Origin of the sequence: Actinoalloteichus caeruleus, assembly GCF_049311605.1 — a bacterium.
Classification (GTDB): domain Bacteria; phylum Actinomycetota; class Actinomycetes; order Mycobacteriales; family Pseudonocardiaceae; genus Actinoalloteichus_B; species Actinoalloteichus_B caeruleus.
Map to the genome: position 1 here is coordinate 3722657 of NZ_CP186005.1, position 20954 is coordinate 3743610.

General features: G+C 72.5%; 11 protein-coding genes. 8 read left to right on the plus strand and 3 right to left on the minus strand.

What is annotated here, in order from left to right:
• Nucleotides 1-3: 3 nt before the first annotated feature.
• Nucleotides 4-3135, minus strand: a complete 3132-nt coding sequence (locus tag ACOJVX_RS14905) for an amino acid adenylation domain-containing protein (RefSeq protein ID WP_422646858.1) — start codon at nucleotides 3133-3135, stop codon at nucleotides 4-6.
• Nucleotides 3136-3605: 470 nt separating this feature from the next.
• Here ACOJVX_RS14905 and ACOJVX_RS14910 point away from each other — a divergent pair, with 470 nt between their 5' ends.
• The 5 genes from ACOJVX_RS14910 (at nucleotide 3606) to ACOJVX_RS14930 (ending at nucleotide 13066) form a co-directional block, all read left to right on the plus strand.
• Complete coding sequence (locus ACOJVX_RS14910; protein ID WP_051314402.1) at nucleotides 3606-4799, plus strand: cytochrome P450; 1194 nt, start codon at nucleotides 3606-3608, stop codon at nucleotides 4797-4799.
• An 11-nt stretch (nucleotides 4800-4810) separates the two neighbouring features.
• Entirely contained in the window at nucleotides 4811-9841 is a 5031-nt protein-coding gene (locus tag ACOJVX_RS14915) for an amino acid adenylation domain-containing protein (protein WP_422646859.1), read from the plus strand.
• Nucleotides 9842-10203: 362 nt separating this feature from the next.
• Nucleotides 10204-11508 carry a lysine N(6)-hydroxylase/L-ornithine N(5)-oxygenase family protein gene (locus ACOJVX_RS14920; RefSeq protein WP_035293191.1) on the plus strand — a complete coding sequence of 435 codons (1305 nt, stop codon included), beginning with the start codon at nucleotides 10204-10206 and terminating at the stop codon, nucleotides 11506-11508.
• Between the two features lie 68 nt (nucleotides 11509-11576).
• Nucleotides 11577-12308: an FMN-binding negative transcriptional regulator gene (locus ACOJVX_RS14925; protein WP_081715752.1), complete on the plus strand. Its 732-nt coding sequence runs from the start codon at nucleotides 11577-11579 to the stop codon at nucleotides 12306-12308.
• 2 nt (nucleotides 12309-12310) lie between these two features.
• Complete coding sequence (locus ACOJVX_RS14930; protein WP_337661888.1) at nucleotides 12311-13066, plus strand: thioesterase II family protein; 756 nt, start codon at nucleotides 12311-12313, stop codon at nucleotides 13064-13066.
• Nucleotides 13067-13087: 21 nt separating this feature from the next.
• Here the strand turns inward: ACOJVX_RS14930 and ACOJVX_RS14935 are convergent, their stop codons facing one another.
• Nucleotides 13088-14107 (minus strand): zinc-dependent alcohol dehydrogenase, encoded by a 1020-nt coding sequence (locus tag ACOJVX_RS14935; protein ID WP_026420692.1) that lies wholly within the window; start codon nucleotides 14105-14107, stop codon nucleotides 13088-13090.
• A gap of 173 nt (nucleotides 14108-14280) precedes the next feature.
• Between ACOJVX_RS14935 and ACOJVX_RS14940 the strand changes: the two genes are divergently transcribed.
• A complete protein-coding gene (locus ACOJVX_RS14940; RefSeq protein ID WP_418153769.1) occupies nucleotides 14281-15999 on the plus strand; it encodes an IlvD/Edd family dehydratase in 1719 nt (572 codons plus the stop codon).
• Nucleotides 16000-16038: 39 nt separating this feature from the next.
• On the opposite strand, the gene clpX is transcribed toward ACOJVX_RS14940, so the two are convergent.
• Nucleotides 16039-17355, minus strand: coding sequence for an ATP-dependent Clp protease ATP-binding subunit ClpX (gene clpX, locus ACOJVX_RS14945; protein WP_026420694.1), 1317 nt, complete (start codon nucleotides 17353-17355; stop codon nucleotides 16039-16041).
• A 278-nt stretch (nucleotides 17356-17633) separates the two neighbouring features.
• On the opposite strand from clpX, the gene ACOJVX_RS14950 reads away from it, so the two are divergent.
• Together ACOJVX_RS14950 and htpG are read left to right on the plus strand one after the other, a co-directional pair.
• Entirely contained in the window at nucleotides 17634-18782 is a 1149-nt protein-coding gene (locus ACOJVX_RS14950) for a TetR/AcrR family transcriptional regulator (RefSeq protein ID WP_422646860.1), read from the plus strand.
• Between the two features lie 159 nt (nucleotides 18783-18941).
• Nucleotides 18942-20855 carry a molecular chaperone HtpG gene (htpG, locus tag ACOJVX_RS14955; protein WP_026420695.1) on the plus strand — a complete coding sequence of 638 codons (1914 nt, stop codon included), beginning with the start codon at nucleotides 18942-18944 and terminating at the stop codon, nucleotides 20853-20855.
• Nucleotides 20856-20954 lie beyond the last annotated feature (99 nt).

Below are 20954 nucleotides of genomic sequence, written 5' to 3' on the forward strand. Positions count from 1 at the left end.
TGGTCACCTCGCATCCTGGAACTCGGGACGTCCGAGCAGCCCGGCCACCGTCGGGGTGTCGAACACCGCCCGCATCGTGCAGCGGACGCCGAGCCGCCGTCGGATGCCCCGCAGCAACCGGTTCGCGAGAAGCGAGTGCCCTCCGAGCAGGAAGAAGTCGTCGTGCACTCCGACGGCGGGTAGGGACAGGGCATCGGCGAACAGACCGCACAGCACCGCCTCCAGTTCGCTGGTGGGCTCGACCGGGCGTTCCTGCTGCTCCAGGGGGATCTCGGCGAGGGCGTTCCGGTCGAGCTTCCCCCGGCTCGTGGTGGGCAGGGCCGACAACGGGACGAGGCGGGACGGGACGTGGTGTTCGGGGAGCGTCCTGGTGAGCCAGGTCCGCAACTCGGCCGCGGTGGGCGGCGTGCTCGCCTCTCCGGTGCCCCCGGACGACGATCCGCCGGGGGTCTCGAGGACGACGAAGGCCACCAACGCGGCGTCGCCCTGCGCGTCGGGCCGGGTGGTGGCCGCCGCCTCCCGCACCGAGGGGTGCCGCAGCAACGTTCGTTCGACGGCGCCGAGTTCGACCCTGGCCCCACGGATCTTGACCTGGTCGTCGGCCCGGCCCAGGAAGGACAACACCCCGGAGGGGGTCCAGGACACCAGGTCTCCCGTCCGGTACATCCGATCGCCCGGCGCTCCCCACGGGTCCGCCACGAACCGCTCGGCGGTCAGGCCCGCGCGTCCGAGGTACCCGCGCGCCAGGCAGGCACCGGCGAGGTACAGCTCACCGGTGGACCCAGGGCCGAGCCGGCGGAGCCGCCCGTCCAGCACGTACCCGTGGGATCCGGGGACGGTGCCCCCCAGAGTGACCAGGGCGCTGTCCGAGGTGTCGGCCACCATCGCGTCGACGGTGCACTCGGAGGGGCCGTACAGGTTCCACGCCCGCACCCCAGGGGTGGCGCGCAGCCGGGTCCACAACGCCTGGTCGACCGCTTCCCCGCCGAGCAGGACCAGGGCCAGGTCGGGTTCGTCGAGCACCCCGGCGGCCAGCAGTTGCCGGAAGTAGGAGGGGGTGGTGGACAGGACGTCGCACCGCCGGCCGCGGAGGAGGTCGACCAGCCGGTCGGGATCCCGTCGGGTGGCGTCGTCGACCATGACGAGTTCGTGCCCGACCATCATGAACACCAGCGGGTCGAGTGCGGCGTCGAAGCTCACCGGCGCGGTGTGGGCGACGCGGTGCCGCCTCCCGGGTTCGCCGGCGCCCAGGGCCACGTGGTGGCGCTCGGCCAGCGCCGCCAGCGACCGGTGTTCCACGACGACTCCCTTGGGCCGCCCGGTGGAGCCCGAGGTCCTGATCAGGTAGGCCGCCCGTCGAGGGGGTATGCGGGGGGCGTCGAGGGCGGCCTGCCGTGCCGGCGCCGACGACGGTCGGGTGTGGACGTGGGGCGGGGTGGGGGCGCCGTCGTGCGCCAGCCGCAACACCGACGTCGTCCGCTCGACTCCGGGCAGCAGCTCCTCGGTGGTCAGCAGGTGTCGTGCGCCCAGCTCCTGGATGGCCTCCCGCAGCTGGTCGGGGTCGTCCTCGGCGGGAAGGGACAGGGCGGTGCCGCCCGCGCGCAGTACCGCGAGCAGCGCCACGCACCAGCTGACCGTGCGGGGGAGGACGACCGCGACCACGTCCTCAGGGTCCAGGCGCTGGTCGAGGAGCGACGCGGCCAGTCGCCGGGAGGCGGTGTCCAACGCGGAGTAGGTGAGGCTGGTGCGCGCGTCCCGGACCGCGATCTGCCCGGGCAGCCGGCGGGCGGTCGCCGCGAACACCGACAGGACGGTGGACGGCCCGCCTGCGGGGAGGGGCGTCTCCGCGAGCGGGTCCGGAAGGTCCGGGGGCGGTCGGTCCGCCTCGGCCAATGGCAGGTCGGGGTGGGTGGTCAGCTGGGCGAGCAGCCCCACGAGGCGGGTGCGGTGGGCTGCCACGTCCTCGTCGGTGAACCCGATGGGCGGGAGGTCCACGTCGAGGGTGAACCCACCGTCCGCGGTGGGCCGCACCGAGATCGTGAGGTCCTCGACGGGACCGTTGGCCAGTGCCTCCAGCTCGGCGGGGTGGGGCCCGAAGGAGGGGGCGGGGTTGAACGGCAGGATGTTGAGCATCGCTCCGCCCTGGAGCCGTCCCGAGTGGACGACCCCCAGTTCCCGTCGCAGTTCCTCCAATCCGTAACGCTGGTGCCTGGTCGCGCGGAGGATCTCGGTGGCCGCGGTGCTCTCCAGTTCGCGGAAGGACGTGTCCGGGCCGACGGTCAGCCGGAGCGGGACGACGGTGGCGGCCATACCCGGGACCGCGGCGGCGGCCGGGTCCAGCCGGCCCGTCATCGGCAGGCGCAGGACCACGTCCTCCGCTCCCGTGAGCCGGTGCAGGTAGGCGGCGGTCGCCGCGACGAACAGGGCTGGCCCGGCCCGGAGGTCGGAGCCAGCTGCGTTCCTCCAGCTCGGGGGGAGCGCCGTGCTGGCGCGCGGGGGTCGCCCCGCCGCCCGACCCGCACCGGCGGTGACGCCGACGGCACGGGGGCGATCGGCGAACCGGCTCGTCCAGTACCGCCTGTCCCGGTCGTGGTCCCGCGAGCGGCGGTATCGGATGTCGGCTTCGGACAGCCGTGCCGCGTCGGGGAAGGCGGTCGGCGGGAGGGGGCGGCCGGTGAGCAGCGCGTCGTACACGGCCTCGGTGCCCTCCCGCAGCAGTTCGAAACCGGTGGCGTCGAGCACCAGGTGGTGCGCTCGGTGGTACCAGGTGACGGTGCCAGTGCCCGCCACGACCAGGGTCTCGGCGAACGGGGGACCGGTCTCGGGGTCGAATGGCCGGGCGAGATCGGCGGCGACGAAGGACCGGGTCGCCTCGGCGGGGTCGGTCTCGTCGGAGAGGTCGACGACGTCCGGGGACCACCGGGCGGGGTCGACGGGAACCAGCCAGGGGCCGTCGCCGTCCTCCTCGACGCGCACGTGGAGCGAGTCGGCCGCACGGAACACGACCCGCAGCGCCTCCGCGAACAGCTCGGGGTCGGGGCCGCCGCGCACGGTGAGCGTCGCCGCCACCGTGTACCGAGGGTCGTCGGGTTCGAGTTGGTGCGCGCGCCACACTCCCTGCTGCACCACCGACATCGGTCGGCGCACCGCCGACGGGGAACGGGACTGCGGTGTGCCGACCGGCGGCGCACCGCGAATCTCCCGCGACGCGTGTTCGCCCAACGGAACCTCCCCACGGCACGGGGACCGCGCTATTCGCGGATCGACAGCGGCCGATGCTACCCAGCAATTCAGCGGCGCCGACAGTGCGGGAACGGCACGTTTTCCCGTGCCCCTGGCCACCGGCGGGCGGGCCCGGCGGTGTCCCGCCGGCGGGACGGGCAAGGCTTCCACCAGGACCGTCGTCGGCGTGACACCGACCATCGTCCGCCGTCCGCCGTTCGCGACCCGGATACGAATTCCCTTCGCCGCGATATTGGGAGCGGCGTTCCGGGAGCCGTAGCGTTTTCCGCCGGACCGGTTCGCGCATTCACGCGGACGGTTTCCCGGAACGGTTCGGACACCCGCGCGGGCCCGACGACAGCACGAGCGAACAGGACGAGCTGATGGCTGCGATCAACGGTTCCGGGGAGCGGGAGAGCAGCACCGCCCCCGGCGATCCAGACCCCTACCCGAACCTGGCCTGGCTGCGGCGGGAGATGCCGGTCAGCAGTGTGCCCGCCTCGGGGGGAACCGCCCCGCTGTGGTTCGTCACCTCCTACGAGGTGGGCAGGGCGCTGCTCACCGACGAGCGCCTGAGCAACACCGACCCCGCGCCACCGGAGGATGGCACTCCGGTGGCGGGGAACCTGTTGGGGATCGACGCCCCGGACCACACCCGGCTCCGGCGGTCCCTGGCCTCCGCGTTCACGCCCCGGGCGCTGGCCGCGCACCAGCCAGCCATCGAACGGATCTGTTCGCGGGCCGTCGACGCGATGGAGCGGGCCGGGGAGACGGACCTGGTGCCCGGCTACACGTTGCCGGTGCCGGTGGCGGTGATCCACGAGGTGCTCGGGATCCCTCCAAGGGAACGGCGCCCCCCGGAGGTCGTCATGGACCTGTTCATGCGCAGCGACCTGAACGGCGCGGACGACCCGGACGCGGTGAAGCAGACCGCCGACTACGTGGCCGCGCTCATCGGGTACAAGCGGCACCACCGGGGCGCGGACCTGCTCAGCCACCTGCTGGACCAGCTCGACGAGGGGCGGCTGCGTTCCGAGGAGGAACTGCACGGCCTCGTGTACGTGCTGCTGGGCGCCGGCCACACCACGACCGTCCCCCTGCTGGGTTCGGCGGTCCTGCGGTTGTTGACCCGGCCCGAGTACCGGGAACCGGCTGTCCTCGCCGACTCCCGGGCGCTGCGGGCGGTGGTCGACGAAACCCTGCGGATCGACTCCCCCATCCAGTCCTCGGTGCACCGCTACGCGGTCGAACGCCTCGAAGTGGGTGGGGCGGTCATCGAGCCTGGCGACCGGGTGGTGATCTCCTTCGCGGGCGCCAACAGGGACCCGGCGAGGTTCGGCGAGCCGGACGCGTTCCTGCCCGACCGGTCGGACGGCGGGCACCTGGGTTTCGGGCACGGTGTCCACAGCTGCATCGGGGCCCAACTGGCCCGGTTGGAGGCGGAAACCGCGCTGCGGGTGCTGTTCCGGCGCCTGCCGTACCTCACGTTGGCGGTGCCGCCCGAAGACATCGCCTGGACCCTCGGTCCCATGCTGCGCGGCCCCCGCGAACTCCCGGTCACCTTCTCCGCCTCCTGAGAGAGGACGTCATGGTCCACGCGACGAAGCAGCCCCCTCCCTCCACCCCCGGCACCGCCGCGAGCACCCGCACCGTGCTGGACTGGTACGACCACCACGTCGCCGCCACTCCGGACGCCCCGGCCCTGGAGGCGCGCGGCAGGGTCCTCAGTTACCGGGAGCTGGACACGCTGGCCACCCGCCTCGCGCACACGCTGCGGGACCAGGGCGTCGGGCCGGAACGGCTCGTCGGGGTCTGCACCCGTCGCGGCGTGGAGATGGCGGTCGCGGTGTTGGGAGTGGCCAAGGCGGGCGCCGGATACCTGCCCCTCGACCCCGACCACCCCGCCGACCGCCTCCGGTTCGTCCTCACCGACGCACGACCGGACCTGGTGTTGCACCAGCCGGAGACGGAACGGCTGGTGCGGTCGTCGACGGACGCGCCGACCGCACCACTCGACCTGGAGGCACTGTCGACGGCGCCCGGAACTCCGGTGGTCCGCGGCGCCGGTCCGGACTCGCTGCTGTACGTGATCTACACGTCGGGCTCCACCGGGCGGCCCAAGGGAATCGCGATGCGGCACCTGCCGCAGGTCAACCTGATGGAGTGGAGTCGCGCCCAGTACCGGCACGGCTCCCGGGTCCTGCACTACTTCCCCATCACCTCCGACGTGGGCTGCTACGAGCTGTGGGCGACCTGGAGCACCGGGGGTCACGTGATCGTCGCCGACGACGAGCAGCGCTTCGACATCGCAGAGGTGGCCGGGCTCATCCACCGGCACCGCATCGAACGGGTCCTGCTCCCGGTGGTCGCACTCGACCAGCTCGCCCGGTACACCCGCGCCGCGCCGGAGGGGGTCGCCTCCCTGCGCGAGGTGATCACGACCGGGGACCGTCAAGTGGTGACGCCCGCCGTGCGCGAGCTGTTCGCCGGGTTGCCGGAAGCCGTGTTGGACAACCACTACGGCTCGACCGAGGTCAACGTCGTCACCTGCCCCCGGTCGACGTCCGCCGAGGTGGTGGTCGGGCCGGAGGTCTCCTCGGTCTCCACCCCGGTGTCCCGATCGCGGATCTACGTCCTGGACCGGGACCTCAACCTGGCCCCCGTGGGCGTGGTCGGCGTCATCCACGTCGGTGGTCCACCGCTGGCCCGCGGCTACCTCGGCCGTCCCGACCTGACGGCCCGCACCTTCGTCGCCGACCCGTACTCCCCTCGACCGGGGGCGCGGATGTACCGCACGGGCGACCTGGGGCGGTGGCGCGCGGACGGCACCCTGGAGTTCCTGGGTCGGGCCGACTTCCAGATCAAACTGCACGGCTACCGCGTGGAGCCGGCGGAGATCGAGTCGCTCGTCCGGGAGCGCTGCGACGTGGACGAGGCGGTGGTGGTCGCCCGCGACCTGGACACCGATGACCCCTCACTGGCCCTGTACCTGGTCGCCGCCGGCGGGCCGGAGCTGGCGGCGACACCGGACACGCTGCGCGCGTACCTGCGGGAACGGCTTCCCGCGCACATGGTGCCCCGCCACGTCGTCTTCCTGCCCGAACTGCCGTTGTCGGCCAACGGCAAGGTCGACCGGCGCCGGCTGCCGGCCCCCGAGGAGGTGGTGGTTCCGGCGGAGGCCGCCCCACCGGACGAGGTCGAACGCACCATCATCGAGGTGTGGCGGGCCGTCCTCGGTCGGGACGAGATCGCGCCCGGCGACGACTTCTTCGCGCTGGGCGGGCACTCGTTGCTGTTGGCGCAGGTCGTGCACCGCCTGCGGCAGGCCCTCGACGTCGAGCTGCCCCTGCGGGCGCTGTTCGACTTCCCCACGGTCCGGGAGCTGGCGGCCCGGGTCCGGCGGGTCGGCGAGGCACCGGTCGGTGATGTGCCCCCTCTGGTCGAGCTGCGTCCCAGGGATCCTGGGGAGCCCACACCGCTGTCCCACGCGCAGGAGCGCATGTGGTTCCTCGGCAGGATGTTCCCCGACAGCGCGATGTACAACAACATGCTGTCCCTGCGCCTGCGTGGCCCCCTGGAACTCGACCGGCTCCGCTCCGCGCTCTCCACGTCCCTGGCCCGCCACGAGGCGCTGCGCACGGTGTTCCCCGACGAGGCCGGGGTTCCCCACCAACGCGTGCTGCCACCGTGGGCAGTCCAGCTGCCGGTGGTGGACGTCAGCACCGCCGACGGCGACCGCGTCGAGGCGGCGCGGCGGATCGTCGGCGGCGAACAACTCCGCCCCTTCGACCTGGCGACGGGACCGCTCGTGCGCCACACGCTGGTCCGGTTGGGCGAACGGGACCATGTCCTGTGCGTCGTTCTGCACCACATCATCTCCGACGGGACCTCGCTGGGCGTGCTGCGCCGGGAGCTGGCCGAGTACTACCAGGCCGCCCCCGGGACGGAGGAACCAGCACCGGTACCGGTGCAGTACGGGGACTTCGCCGTCTGGCAACGGCGGTCCACGGCCTCCCCAGCGATGGCCGAGCACCTGAGGTACTGGCGGGAGCACCTGCGAGATGCGCCGCCGGTGCTCGAACTGGTCAGCGACCGCCCCCGCCACCCCGACCACGACCTGCGGGAGGGCTCGGACGGCGAGTTCGAACTGGTCGTGAACGCCGAGCTGACATCGGCGTTGGAGGAGCTGGGCAGGCGGGCGCACGCCACGCTGTTCATGACGACCCTCACCGCCTTCGGAGCGGTCCTGTCCCAGCGGTCGGCGGACCGCCGGGAGGACATCGTGGTCGGTGTGCCCTTCGACCGGCGCCCCGACCCCCGGTTGACGGACCTCGTCGGGTTGTTCATCAACCCGGTACCCCTGCGCTGGACCTCCTCGAGGGCTGGAAGTTTCCTCGAGGCGCTCGCCCGGGTGCGCAAGGTCGCCGTCGACGGGCAGTCCCACCAGGACCTGCCCTTCGAACGCCTGGTGGAGGAGCTCGCCACCGGCGGCGACCTGACGCACCACCCGGTGTTCCAGGTGATGTTCCAGCTCCAGCACGAGGACGACACGACCGGGATCATCCCGGGACTGGATATCGACGGGTTCGCCGGCGTGGCGCCACCGTCGAAGTTCGACCTGTCGCTGAGCATCGTCAAGTCCAACGGGCGGCTCAGCTGCGGTTTCGGTTACTCGGCCGCGTTGTTCGACGAGTCCACCGTCGTCGGCATCGCCGAGGACTTCCTCCACCTGCTCCGCGCGGCCGCCACCGAACCGGAACGGCCGCTCGCCGACCTCCTCGTCGGCCCCGACGACGTGCGACGCGAGTGGCGCGCGGCGACGCCCGTCGAGGGGCCCTGGCGTCCGCTGCCCGACCTCGTCGCCGACCAGGCCCGGCTGCGGCCGGATGAGGTCGCCCTGGTGTGCGGCGGTACCACCACCACCTACGCCGAGTTGGAGGACCTCGTCCGCGTCCTGACCCGGATGCTGCGCGGCGCCGGCATCGCCGACGAGCGTGTGGTGGCGGTCGCGTTGCCCCGTTCTCCCGACATGGTCGCCGCGCTGCTGGCGGTGTTCCGCGCCGGCGGGGTCGCCATGCCACTGGACCTGCGCGCCCCCGAGGAGCGGCTCGCCCTGCTGCTGTCCGACATCGAACCCGACGTGGTCCTCACCTCCTCGGACCCCCGCTGGCCGGTCCCGGGCGCTCCCGGGGCCACCACCATCGTCGTCGACGGCGCCGTGGCGGAGGGAGTGCCCGCCGCCTCCGACGAGGACGGCCTCCCGCCGGCTCATCTCAGCCGGGAGTCGGCGGCCTACCTGCTGCACACCTCGGGGTCGACCGGCCGCCCCAAGGCGGTGGTGGGTCCGCACGGCGGGCTCACCAACCGGTTGGCGTGGTTCCACTCCGCGCACCCGTGGAGCCAGGACGTTCCCGTGTGCGCGAAGAGTTCCATCGGGTTCGCCGACGGGCTGACGGAACTGCTCGGACCACTCGCGCACGGTGGGCGGGTGGTGCTGGCCACCGATGACGAGGCCGAGGACGTCACGGCCCTGATCGACCTGGTGCGGCGGCACTCCGTCCGGCGGATCACCGTGGTACCCAGCCTGCTGTCCGCGCTGCTGGAACACCCCGCCAGGGGCGGGCTGTCCTGTTGCGAGCTGTGGATCAGCAGCGGTGAACCGCTGCGTCCCGAGCTCGTGAGGAGGTTCACCGAGGTCTTCCCCCGGGCCCGGCTGCTGGATCTCTACGGCATGTCGGAGGCCAGCGGCGACAGCGTGGCCGCCCAGGTGGTGCCCGCTGGGCCCACCTCGGGGGGTGTCCCGATCTGGCACACCGGGGTCCACGTGCTCGACGAGCGGCTGCGACCAGTGCCAGAAGGCTGTGTCGGGGAGATCTTCGTCTCGGGAGCCGGGTTGGCCAGGGGCTACCGGGGCTCCCCCGGGTTGACGGCGGCGCGGTTCCTGCCCGCCCCGTTCGGGCCCCCCGGGTCACGGCTGTACCGGACGGGGGACCTGGGGGTGCGCCGAGCCGACGGGTCGGTGACCCTCGCGGGCCGGCGGGACGACCAGCTCAAGGTGCGGGGCTGGCGGGTCGAACCAGCGGAGGTCGAGGCGCAGCTGGTGCGGCACCCCGACGTGCGGGCGGCGGCCGTCGGGCTGCGGGAACTGGGCTCGTCGACGGGACCGGTGCTGGTCGCCTGGATCGTCGCCGACCGCCCTCCTGCCGAGCACGACCTGGTGGCGCTGTTGCGGGAACGACTGCCCCGCCCCCTCGTTCCCTCGTACTTCGAGGTGGTCGAGGCGTTGCCGACGACGTCGAGCGGGAAGCTGGAGAGGCGGCGGCTCCCGGATCCCCGGCCTCGGCACGGCGGTCGGACCCGTACCTCGGCCGAGTCCGACCGATGGCTCTCCGCCGTGCTCGCCGCGTGGCGCGAGGTCCTCGGTCGAGACGACCTGGACGGCGAGGACGACTTCTTCGCCGTCGGCGGTCACTCGCTGCTCGTTCCCCAGGTCGCCGCGAGGTTGGCCGACCTGGTCGGCGTGACGGTTCCACTGCGCTCGTTGTTCGGGACGACCACAGCCGCCGGTCTCGCGGCCCTGCTCCGCGTGACGGGCGGTGACGACGACCGTGCCGCCTGAGCCAGCCCGGCTCCCCCTCCCGCGAGGACCGGCCTACCGCCACGGTCCGCATCCCGAGCAGAGACGCCGGGTGGGGCCGGCGAGGCGGAGGGCCACTGGACGCGTCCGCACCCGGCCCGTGCGCCCGTACCCGGGCCCGGCACAGCGAATCGTCGGTCCCGCCCGTGGCCGAGGGACCAATTCACCGCCGATACTGGATTCGACGTTGAACCGACCCGGGACCACTCGTCCCGTCCCGCCGGCGGGACGACGGAAAACGGTCCCGCCCCAGCGGTGGAACGGATCGGGGAATTGGGAACCCCTGCCCCCGCACACCGTGCGACGACTTCGCACCCACCGGACGAGCAACGGAGGGAATCACGATGTACGGCTCGGTCCCGGTCGACGGGAACCAGGTCAGTGACGTGGTCGGAGTGGGCTTCGGACCCTCGAACCTCGCCCTGGCCGTGGCGATCGCCGAACACAACGAGACCGCACCACCGAAAACGCGGTTGCGAGCCCAATTCCTGGAACGTCAACCTGTTTTCGGTTGGCACCGGGGAATGCTGTTGCCGGACACCACGCTCCAGGTGTCCTTCCTCAAGGACCTGGTAACCCTGCGCAATCCCCGGAGCTCCTTCGGTTTCGTTTCCTACCTGCACGACAGGAACCGTCTCGTCGACTTCGTCAACCACCAGAGTTTCTTCCCGTCCCGACGGGAGTACCACGACTACCTGGAATGGGTGGCCGGTCGTTTCACCGGCTCCGTCCACTACGGCCACGAGGTGGTGGACGTGCTCCCCGTGAACGAGGGGCCGGACGTGGTCGCCTTCGACGTGGTGGCCGCCCACGGCGGCGTTGGCGCGACGCGGAGGGTGCGGACCCGCAACGTGGTGCTCGCCCCCGGCCTCGAACCGGTGCTCCCCCAGGGCATCACCCCGTCCGACCGGGTCTGGCACAGCTCCGAACTGCTGCACCGGCTGGACGGGGTCCGGGAACTGCTTCCCAGCAGGCCCCGCTTCGTGGTGGTGGGGGCAGGGCAGAGCGCCGCCGAGGTGATGGCGCACCTGCACGATGCCTTCCCCACGGCGACGGTGCGGTCGGTGTGTTCCCGCTACGGTTTCGCCCCGGCCGACGACAGTCCGTTCGTGAACCAGCTGTTCGACCCGGCCGGTGTGGACGAGTTCTTCGAAGCCGCGCTCCCCGCGCGGGAGAACCTCCTGAGGACCCACGCCGGCACCAACTACTCGGCGGTGGACGGGGGCCTGATCAACGAGCTGTACCGGCGGTCCTACCAGGAACGGGTCGCCGGAGAGCCCCGGCTGTTGTTCGAACGGCTGTCGCGGGTCGTGGCGACCGAGGAGGGGGACGACGAGGTGTCGGTGGCGGTGCGGTCCCTGGCCGACGGCCGGGTCACCAACCGCAGGTGCGACGTCGTCGTCCTCGCCACCGGCTACCGCCCCCGGGACGCCCTGCGTCCACTCGGGGAGCTCGCCGCGCTGTGCAAACTGGACGCGAACGGCTGGCCGAGGGTGGAGCGGGACTACCGGATCACCACCACCGAGACGGTGCGGGCCGGCATCTACCTCCAGGGCGGTACCGAACACAGCCACGGTCTCTCCTCGACTCTGTTGTCCAACCTCGCGGTCCGCAGCGGTGAGATCACCCGCGCCCTCGTGTCGCGTTGACCCGGCCCGACCCCGCGTCCCTCGGGGACGGCCCGCCCAGCCCGCGTCCGCCGACCAGGAGCCCACCGATGTTCGTGCCCCACCAGTACCGGGCGGCTGACACCCGTCCCCTCGTTGAGTTGATCAGGTCCTTTCCCCTGGCCACCCTCGTGTCCCACGCGGACGGCGCCCTGTTCGCCACGCACGTCCCGGTCCTGCTCGCCGCGGACGCGGACGCCGGGCGAGACGTCCCTGATCCGGCGGACCTGACGATCCTCGGGCATCTCAACCGCCTGAACCCGCACCGGGACGCCCTCGCGGGTGGCGGCGCGTGCCTGCTCACCTTCACCGGACCCCACAGTTACGTCTCCCCCGCCCACTACGGGCGGGACACAGCCGCGCCCACCTGGAACTTCACCTCCGTGCACGTCCACGGTCACCTCACTCCGCTCGACAGCACGGAGGACACCCGCCACGTGGTCCGCTCCACCGCCCTGCTCTACGAGCGCAGGTTCGGCGCGGGTTGGGACATGACCGGCTCGTTGGACTACTTCGAGCAGCTGCTGCCCGGTGTCAGCGCCTTCCGGGTGGACGTCGGCACCGTCGAGGGCATGTTCAAACTCGGCCAGGAACAGCCCGGGCACGCCCGGCAGGGGGTGTTGGCCGCCTTCACCTCCCCGGGAGCGCCGCCACACCAGCGGGCCGTCGCCGAGCTGATGCGGCGCTTCCCCCCCGACGCCGCCGGCGGTGTTCCCGGCTGCCCCGCCCAGTCCGCAGCACGGATGTCCCCGCCGGCTGACGCCATCCGAGGGGAGCACTGACCGTGCCAGCACCCCGCAACCCCTTCCTGCCGTCGGTCGAGGACGACACCGACGACGCGCTGCCGGTGTTCTGCCTCCCGCAGGCGGGTGCCGGCGCGTCCACCTACCGTTCCTGGCCGACGGCGCTCGGTCCCGGACTGCGGGTCCGTCCGGTTCAGCTGCCCGGTCGGGAGAACCTGTTCTCCCGACCGATGCCCTCGGACGCGGCCGAGCTGGTGAGGATGCTCCGGGCCGAGCTCGCCGACGAGCTGGACCGCCCGCACGTCCTGTTCGGCCACAGCATGGGCGGTTTCCTCGCCGCGGAGATGGCCGCGGCCGCCCACCGGGACGGGACGAGGCAACCCGAACTGTTGGTGGTGTCCGGGTGGTCCGAGGCCGAGGGACGCGGACCGCTGGCCGAGGGGCCGGACCTCGCCCGGCTGCCGGATGAGGAGGTGCTGCGCACCTGGCTCCCACCCGGCCCCTCGACGGACCTCGTGGTGAGGACTCCGGAACTCCGCGAGATCGTCCTGGAGATCCTGCGGGCCGACCTGGAACTGTGCGTGTCCTACCGACCCTCGTTCGACCTGCTCCGAGTCCCGGTCCTCGCGGTCGGCGGCGAGGACGACCCCCTGTGCACCGTGGACGGGCTGCGCGGGTGGGCGCGGCGGACCGACGTCCGGTGCCGGGTGTGCCTCTGGCCTGGCGGGCACACCGTGACCGAGGAACGGGTGACGGCGATCGGGGACGCGATCCGGGCCGAACTCGACCGGCGGTGAGGACACGGCCAGGGGCTCCGGTCAGCCGGGGAGGCGGGGGTCGACCTGGATCTTGGGGCCCCCGAGCGCCCCTGGTGGTCGTCGGCCGCCCAGCACGCCCGCCACCCCGCCGAGCGGGACGGTCGCCGCCACCAACGGTCGGGGGTCCACGCTCCCGCTGGCGTAGCGGTCGATCGTCGCGGCCAACGCCGGGGAGGCGCTGAGCACCCCGACCGCCGTGACGTCCCGCAGCGTGAGCGCGCGGGTGTCGACCAGGCTCGGCGCGCCGGCCAGGCCCACGTAGACGACGCGGCCCCCTGGTTCGACGAGGTCCACGGCCAGCGCCGGCAGGGCGGGGTCGTTCGACGCGTCGACCACGGCGTGGAAGGTCAGCGGCGGGAGCGCGTCACGGGTGTGGGGCTCGGCGACACCGAGTTCGGCGGCGAAGTCCAACGCCGCGCCCGGGAGTCCCAGCACGTGGACCTCGGCTCCCTCGGCCCGGGCGAACATCGCGACCAGCAGCCCGATGGTCCCCGGTCCCAGCACCAGCAGTCGGTCCCCGGGGGCCAGACGTGCCGCCAGCACCGCGCGCAGGGCGTTCCCACCGGGTTCCACCAGCGCGGCGGCGGTGTCGTCCACCGCGTCCGGGACCGCGTGCAGCGAGTCGGCGGGAACCGCGAGCCGTTCGGCGAGCGCGCCGTCCCGGCCTCCTCGGATGCCCACCTCGACGCGCCGGTCGCAGACGTGCCGGCGGCCGCGCCGACACCGGTCGCAGGCGCGGCAACCCAGCATGGTGTCGCCGACCACCCGCCGTCCCACCCATGCCTCGTCGACACCGGTGCCGACGGCGGCCACCGTGCCCGTCCACTCGTGGCCGAGCCGGAGGGGGTAGTGGGCGTGCCCGTCCCGCAGGTACTGCATCTCCCCGGTGAAGAACTCGACGTCGGTCCCGCACACCCCGACCCGGGAGACGTCCACCAGCACCTCCCCGGGCACGGCCACCGGCGGGTCGACCTCGCGGACCACGGCCGCGCCCGGTCTGACGACCACGAACGCTCTCATGCGCCTCCGTTCCCCGGGAGCACCGGCACCCACGGTACGAGGCGGCCCCGGTCCCGGGCCAGCCCCCGGGGTGCACGGTGCGTGGCGACGGGTTCCCGGACCGTGGCCTGCTCTGCTAGCGTCGGCGCCCCGGCAGCACGCAGGACCGCACAGCCGACGACGGGACCCCAACCGTGACTCGTGAGCTGCGTAGTGACCAGTGGTACGCGGGCGTGGACCGCAACGCCTACATCCACCGGGCCTGGATGCGGCGGGGCCTGCCCGCCGACGCGTTCTCCGGCCGGCCCCACCTCGCCATCGCCAACACGGCCTCGGACCTGACTCCGTGCAACTCCCACCTGGACGAGGTCGCCGGGGCGGTGCGGGACGGCGTGCACCAGGCCGGGGGGATAGCCCTGGACCTGCCCGTGATGTCGATCGGTGAGACCCAGGTGCGGCCCACCGCGATGCTGTGGCGGAACCTGGCCGCGATGGCGGCGGAGGAGATGCTGCGCGCCAACCCGGTCGACGGCGTGGTCCTGCTCGGTGGTTGCGACAAGACGATCCCGGCCCTGCTGATGGCAGCGGCCTCGGTGGACCTGCCCGCCGTCGTGGTGCCGGGCGGCCCCATGCTGACCGGCACCTTCCGCGGCCGCCCCCTCGGCTGCGGCACGGACGTCTGGCGGCTGAGCGAGGAGGTGCGGGCGGGCACCCTCTCCTCGGCGGAGTTCACCGCGTCGGAGTCGGCGATGATCCGCAGTCGGGGGCACTGCAACACGATGGGAACCGCGTCGACGATGGCGCTGGTCGCCGAGGCCCTCGGAATGGTCGTGCCCGGTCTCGCCGGCACACCGGCCCCCGACAGCAGGTTACTGGCCGAGGCCAACCGGAGCGGGCGCCTGGCCGTGGACCTCGTCGCCCTCGACCGGCGTCCCAGCACCCTGCTCACCCGGGCCTCGTTCCACAACGCGATCGTCGCCCTGGCGGCCGTGGGCGGCTCCACCAACGCCGTCGTGCACCTGCTGGCCATCGCCGGCAGGGTGGGCGTGGAGCTGACCCTGGACGACTTCGACCGCATCGGTTCCGGCGTCCCGCTGCTGGTGGACCTCCAACCCGCCGGCCGGTTCCTCATGGAGGACCTGCACCGGGCCGGTGGTCTGCTGGCCGTGTTGCGGGAGGTCAGCGACCTGCTGGACCCGACAGCCCTGACGGTCACCGGCCCGCCGCTGGTCGACCTGGTGGCCGAGGCCCCCCGGTGGGACCCGGAGGTCGTCCGGGACCGCTCCGCCCCGCTGCGACCGTCCGCCGGGATCGCCGTGCTGCGCGGGAACCTCGCGCCGGACGGGGCGATCATCAAACCGGCGGCGGCCTCCCCCGAGCTGCTGCGCCATCGGGGTCCCGCCGTGGTGTTCGAGTCCGTCGAGGACCTGCGTGCCCGGATCGACGACCCCGATCTGGAGGTGGACGCCGACTCGGTGCTGGTGCTCCGGGGGTGCGGGCCGCGCGGCTACCCCGGGATGCCGGAGGTGGCCAACATGCCGCTGCCGAGGAAGCTGTTGGAACGCGGTGTGCGGGACATGGTGCGGATCTGCGACGGCCGGATGAGCGGCACCGCCTACGGCACCGTGGTGTTGCACGTCGCCCCGGAGGCGGCGGCGGGCGGGCCGCTGTCCCTCGTCCGGACCGGGGACCCGGTGGTCCTCGACCTCCCCCGCCGCGAGCTGCGGCTGGACGTGCCCGCCGAGGAGCTGCGCCGACGCCAACCGCCCCCGGCCACCACCGACGCCTACGCCCGCCCCACCCGGGGGTGGGAACGGCTGTACGTCGACCACGTGCAACAGGCCGACCGGGGCGCCGACCTGGACTTCCTCACCGGTTCGAGCGGTTCGACCGTGCACAGGGAGTCCCACTGACCGCGCCGCCACACGGCACCGGCGCGGCCGCCCCCGTGCTCAGGCCGACCGGTCGCGGCGCTGTCGACGCCGCTGGGGTCGCTGCCTGGGCACGATCACCGGATCGACCCCGTGCCGCACGGCGTCCTCGTTGACCACGACCTTGGCCACGTCCCCCCGGCTGGGCACCGCGTACATGCTGGTGAGCAGGACCTCCTCCAGCACGGCGCGGGTGGCGCGGGCCCCCGTCCCCCGGAGCAGGGCCTGGTCGGCCACCGCCTCGACGGCGGCCCCGGTGAACTCCAGTTCCGCACCGTCCATCCGGAACAGCTTCTGGTACTGGGGGATCAGGGCGTTGCGGGGCTCGGTGAGTATCCGCACCAGCGCCGCCCGGTCCAGGGGCCGCAGCGTGGTCACGACGGGTACCCGGCCGACGAACTCGGGGATGAGCCCGAACCGCACCAGGTCCTCGGGCAGCACGTCGAGCAACGCCGCCTCCCGGTCGCGCTCCCGGTCCTGGGCGCCGCGCAGGACCGCGCCGAACCCGATCCCCCGGTGTCCCGACCGCTGCTCGACGATGTGCTCCAGACCGGCGAAGGCTCCACCGAGGACGAAGAGCACGTTGGTGGTGTCCACCTGCACGTACTCCTGTTGCGGGTGCTTGCGGCCCCCCTGCGGGGACACGTTCGCGACGGTGCCCTCCAGGAGCTTGAGCAGTGCCTGCTGCACCCCTTCACCGGACACGTCCCTCGCCGCGTTCTGGCTGTCCCCCCGGCGGGCTACCTTGTCGATCTCGTCGACGTAGATGATGCCCTTCTCCGCCCGGCTGACGTCGTGGTCGGCGGCCTGGAGCAACCGCAGGATGATGTTCTCCACGTCCTCACCCACGTAGCCGGCCTCGGTGAGGGCGGTGGCGTCGGTGATGGCGCAGGGCACGTCCAGGACCCGGGCGAGGGTTTGGACGAGGTGGGTCTTCCCGGAACCGGTTGGGCCGATCAGCAGGACGTTGGACTTCCCGAGTTCGACGGCCTCCCGGGAGGTGGAGTGCCGGCCCGGTTCCCCCTCCGGGCGCAGCACCCGCTTGTAGTGGTTGTAGACGGCCACCGCCAGTGCCCTTTTCGCTGCGTCCTGCCCCACCACGTACTCGTCGAGGAAGGCGTGGATGTCACGGGGGCGGGGTAACTCGGTCAGCGGCGCCGAGGGCGTTTCCTCGGGGGACCTGCTGATCTCCTCGGCCAGGAGTTCCCGACACAGGCCCACGCACTCGTCGCAGATCCGCACGCCGACCGCGCCCGCGATCAACCGTCTGACCTGCTCCCCTCTCTTCCCGCAGAACGAACACCGCAGCGGACCGCCGCCGTCACCGATACGTGTCACTCGAAAACGTCTCCTCACCGGGTGCTGGCGGAAGGGAACACGGGGGACGCCGGCCGAGGCGCCCGACGGGTTCCCAGGGGTTCGAGCCGCACCGCCGGAGGGCGGAGGGCTGGCGGAACACGGGTCTCCACACCCCGGGGCCGGGGACGGGTGGACGGGGTGGCGTGGCGCGACCCACGCTGGTCATGGCGAACTCCACGGGGCGGCGGCCACAGTCAGATGATCCGATCATATACACGGTGGCGGTATCTTGAGCGGCGACGGAAGCGAGGTGGATGATGGGCCGGCTCACCAGGGCGGAGACGCGGCAACGCAACCGCGCCCGCGTGCTGGACGCGGCTCGGACGGAGTTCACCGACCGGGGGTTCCGCGACGCCAAGATCGACAGCATCGCCGCCCGCGCCCGCCTGACCCGCGGCGCCATCTACTCGAACTTCCCCGGCAAACGAGCCCTGTACTTCGCCGTGCTGGCCCACGAGGCGGAGCGGGCGGGACGGGCGGTGGTCCCCCCGGGGGAGGCCCCCTCCACGCACCCCGGCCACGGCCCCGACACCGCGACCTCCGCCGGGCAGGCGCTCAGCGCCTTCGCCAGGGCCTGGGTCGGCGGGTTGCCGCTGGCCACCGACCAGCGGTACGACGGTGCCCGGCTGAGCATGGACCTGCTCCCGGAGATCCTGGCCGACGAACACGCCCGGATCCCCTTCGCCCAGTTGACCAAGCTCGACGCGCTCCTGCTCGGCTTGGCGTTGGAGAACCTCCACCCTCCCGGCTCACCGGCCCGCGATCTGGTTGGCCTCGCGGAAACCGCCCTCACCCTCCTGCACGGGGCGGGCCAGCTGGCCTCGACAGCACCGGGGTACGTCGAACCCTTCGCGATCGTGCGCGCCTGCGAACGCCTCCCCGACCTGGGGCTCGACCGGGGCATCACCGTGACCTCGGACCCCCCGCCGGCCACCACGACCGACCGCCCGTGGGCGTACCCGGTGGGCATGGACGCGGTCCGGGGGGAACCGGCCCGGGTTGAGGACGGTGTGGTGCTGGTGCTGGGCCTGCACCGGCTGGCCACGGTGGAGGCCGCCGTCCGCACGGCACCGGCCGGCACGCCGGTCACGGTCGGCGTCGTCACCGGGGAGCCGGCGGAGTTGGGACCGCTCGCCCGGCTCACCGTGACCCGCCTGGGCACCCTGCTCCGCTCGTCCTTCCCCCGCGCCGCGTGGCCCCGGCTCCGGGTGATCTGCGCCGGCGCGACCGCCCTCGCTGCCGAGCTGGGCGACGACGGGGTCAGCGACACCACGGAACGGGCGGCCCTCGTCCGGGACGGCCGCGTCCTGGCGAGCGCGGAGGGGTTCGGCGCCGGTCAGGCGGTGGCGGCGGCCTGGACCTCCGCCGTGAACGACGCCCCGGGACCGTCCCGCCACCCGGGTTGACGATGACGAGACCGCCCGACCGGGCCGTCCGAGAGGACGTCGGCTCCCGGCGCGCACCCGACGGCAGCCCCGGTCACACCTCCCCGGCCGGGCACCCTGGTGCCGGGGCGACGGTGGTCGTACCCTCGGCCGCGGTGCGGCCTTCCTGAAAGGAAACCAGTGAACACGCAAACGGAAACCCTCGAGTTCCAGGCCGAGACTCGCCAGCTCCTGCAACTGATGGTGCACTCCATCTACTCAAGCAAGGACATCTTCCTGCGCGAGCTGATCTCGAACTCGTCCGACGCGCTCGACAAGCTGCGTCTCGCGTCCTACGCCGACAAGGACCTGGACGTCGACACCGAGGACCTGCACATCCACCTCTCCACCGACGGGGAACAACGCACCCTCACCGTGCGCGACAACGGGATCGGGATGTCGCGTGACGAACTCGTGGAGAACCTCGGCACCATCGCGAAGTCCGGCACCGCCGAGTTCCTGAGGAAACTGCGGGAGACGCGGGACGCCAACGCCTCCGAGGAACTGATCGGCCAGTTCGGAGTCGGCTTCTACTCCTGCTTCATGGTCGCCGACCGGGTCACCGTCGTGAGTCGTCGCGCCGGCGAGACCGTCGGCACCCGCTGGGAGTCCACCGGCGAGGGCACCTACACCCTGGAGTCGGTCGACGAGGCGCCGCAGGGCACGACCATGACGCTGCACCTCAAGCCCGTGGACGAGGAGAACGCGCTCCACGACTACGCCGCGGACTGGAAGGTCAAGGAGATCGTCCGCCGCTACTCCGACTTCATCACCTGGCCCATCCGCATGGACGTCGTGCCGCCCGGCGCGGAGGAGGGCGCCGAGCCCGAGCCCACCACCATCAACTCGCGCAAGGCGCTGTGGGCCCGGTCGAGCGACGAGGTCAGCGAGGCCGAGTACTCCGAGTTCTACAAGCACCTCACCCACGACTGGAGCGACCCCCTCGACACCATCAGCGTCAAGGCCGAGGGGACCTTCGAGTACCAGGCCCTGCTGTTCCTGCCCTCCCGCGCCCCCATGGACCTGTTCATGCGGGAGGGACGACGCGGCCTCCAGCTCTACGTCAAGCGCGTCTTCATCATGGGCGACTGCGAGGCGCTGCTCCCCGAGTACCTGCGCTTCGTCAAGGGCGTCGTCGACGCCCAGGACCTCTCGCTCAACGTCTCCAGGGAAATCCTCCAGCAGGACCGCCAGATCCAGTTGATGCGCCGCCGCCTGGTCAAGCGCGTCCTCGGCGCGCTGAAGACCATGATGGCGGAGGAACCCGAGAAGTACCGCACCTTCTGGAAGGAGTTCGGGTCGGTCGTCAAGGAGGGGCTGCTCAACGACGCGGCGAACCGGGACGCGATCCTCGACGTCGTCTCCTTCCATTCGACGAACGACGCCGAGGCCACCACCTCGCTGCGCGAGTACGTCGAGCGGATGAAGGACGGTCAGGAGGAGATCTACTACCTGACCGGTCGGACCCGGTCGGTCATCGAGAACTCCCCCCATCTGGAGGGCTTCCAGGCCAAGGGCCTGGAGGTGCTGATGCTGACCGACGCCGTCGACGAGATGTGGGTGGATGCCGTCGGCGAGTTCGACGGCAGGAAGTTCCGGTCCGTCGCCAAGGGCCAGGCCGACCTGAAGGCCGAGGACGACGAGGAGAGCGGCGACAGCGAGCGCGACCAGCGCGCGGAGGAGTTCGCCGCCCTGCTGTCCTGGATGGGCACGTTGATGGAGGACAACCTCAAGGAGGTGCGGCTGTCCTCGAGGTTGACCACCTCCCCCGCCTGCCTCGTCGGGGACGAGCACGACGTCACGCCCGAGCTGGAGAAGCTCTACCGGGCGATGGGCCAGGACGTTCCGCACACCAAGCGGATCCTGGAGCTCAACCCGGCGCACCCGCTGGTCAGCGGGCTGCGCAAGGCGCACGAGGAGCGGGCTGACGACGAGGGGATCGCCGAGACGGCCGAGTTGCTCTACGGCATGGCGCTGCTCGCGGAGGGCGGCGAGCTGAGCGACCCGCCGCGCTTCACCCGCCTGCTGGCCGACCGGTTGGCCAGCGGGCTGTGACCCCGCCGGCCCGGGGCGGGACAGGGTTCCCGCCCCGGGCCGGGCACCGTGCCGGCCCGGCGGGCGACGGGTCGCGGGGTGCCCGGTGACGACGGCCGA

What these genes read in the sequence shown, in the direction of transcription:
- ACOJVX_RS14905 (WP_422646858.1), bottom strand. Translation starts at nt 3,135, where the DNA reads ATGTCGGTGGTGCAGCAGGGAGTGTGGCGCGCGCACCAACTCGAACCC.
- ACOJVX_RS14910 (WP_051314402.1), top strand. Translation starts at nt 3,606, where the DNA reads ATGGCTGCGATCAACGGTTCCGGGGAGCGGGAGAGCAGCACCGCCCCC.
- ACOJVX_RS14915 (WP_422646859.1), top strand. Translation starts at nt 4,811, where the DNA reads ATGGTCCACGCGACGAAGCAGCCCCCTCCCTCCACCCCCGGCACCGCC.
- ACOJVX_RS14920 (WP_035293191.1), top strand. Translation starts at nt 10,204, where the DNA reads ATGTACGGCTCGGTCCCGGTCGACGGGAACCAGGTCAGTGACGTGGTC.
- ACOJVX_RS14925 (WP_081715752.1), top strand. Translation starts at nt 11,577, where the DNA reads ATGTTCGTGCCCCACCAGTACCGGGCGGCTGACACCCGTCCCCTCGTT.
- ACOJVX_RS14935 (WP_026420692.1), bottom strand. Translation starts at nt 14,107, where the DNA reads ATGAGAGCGTTCGTGGTCGTCAGACCGGGCGCGGCCGTGGTCCGCGAG.
- ACOJVX_RS14950 (WP_422646860.1), top strand. Translation starts at nt 17,634, where the DNA reads ATGGGCCGGCTCACCAGGGCGGAGACGCGGCAACGCAACCGCGCCCGC.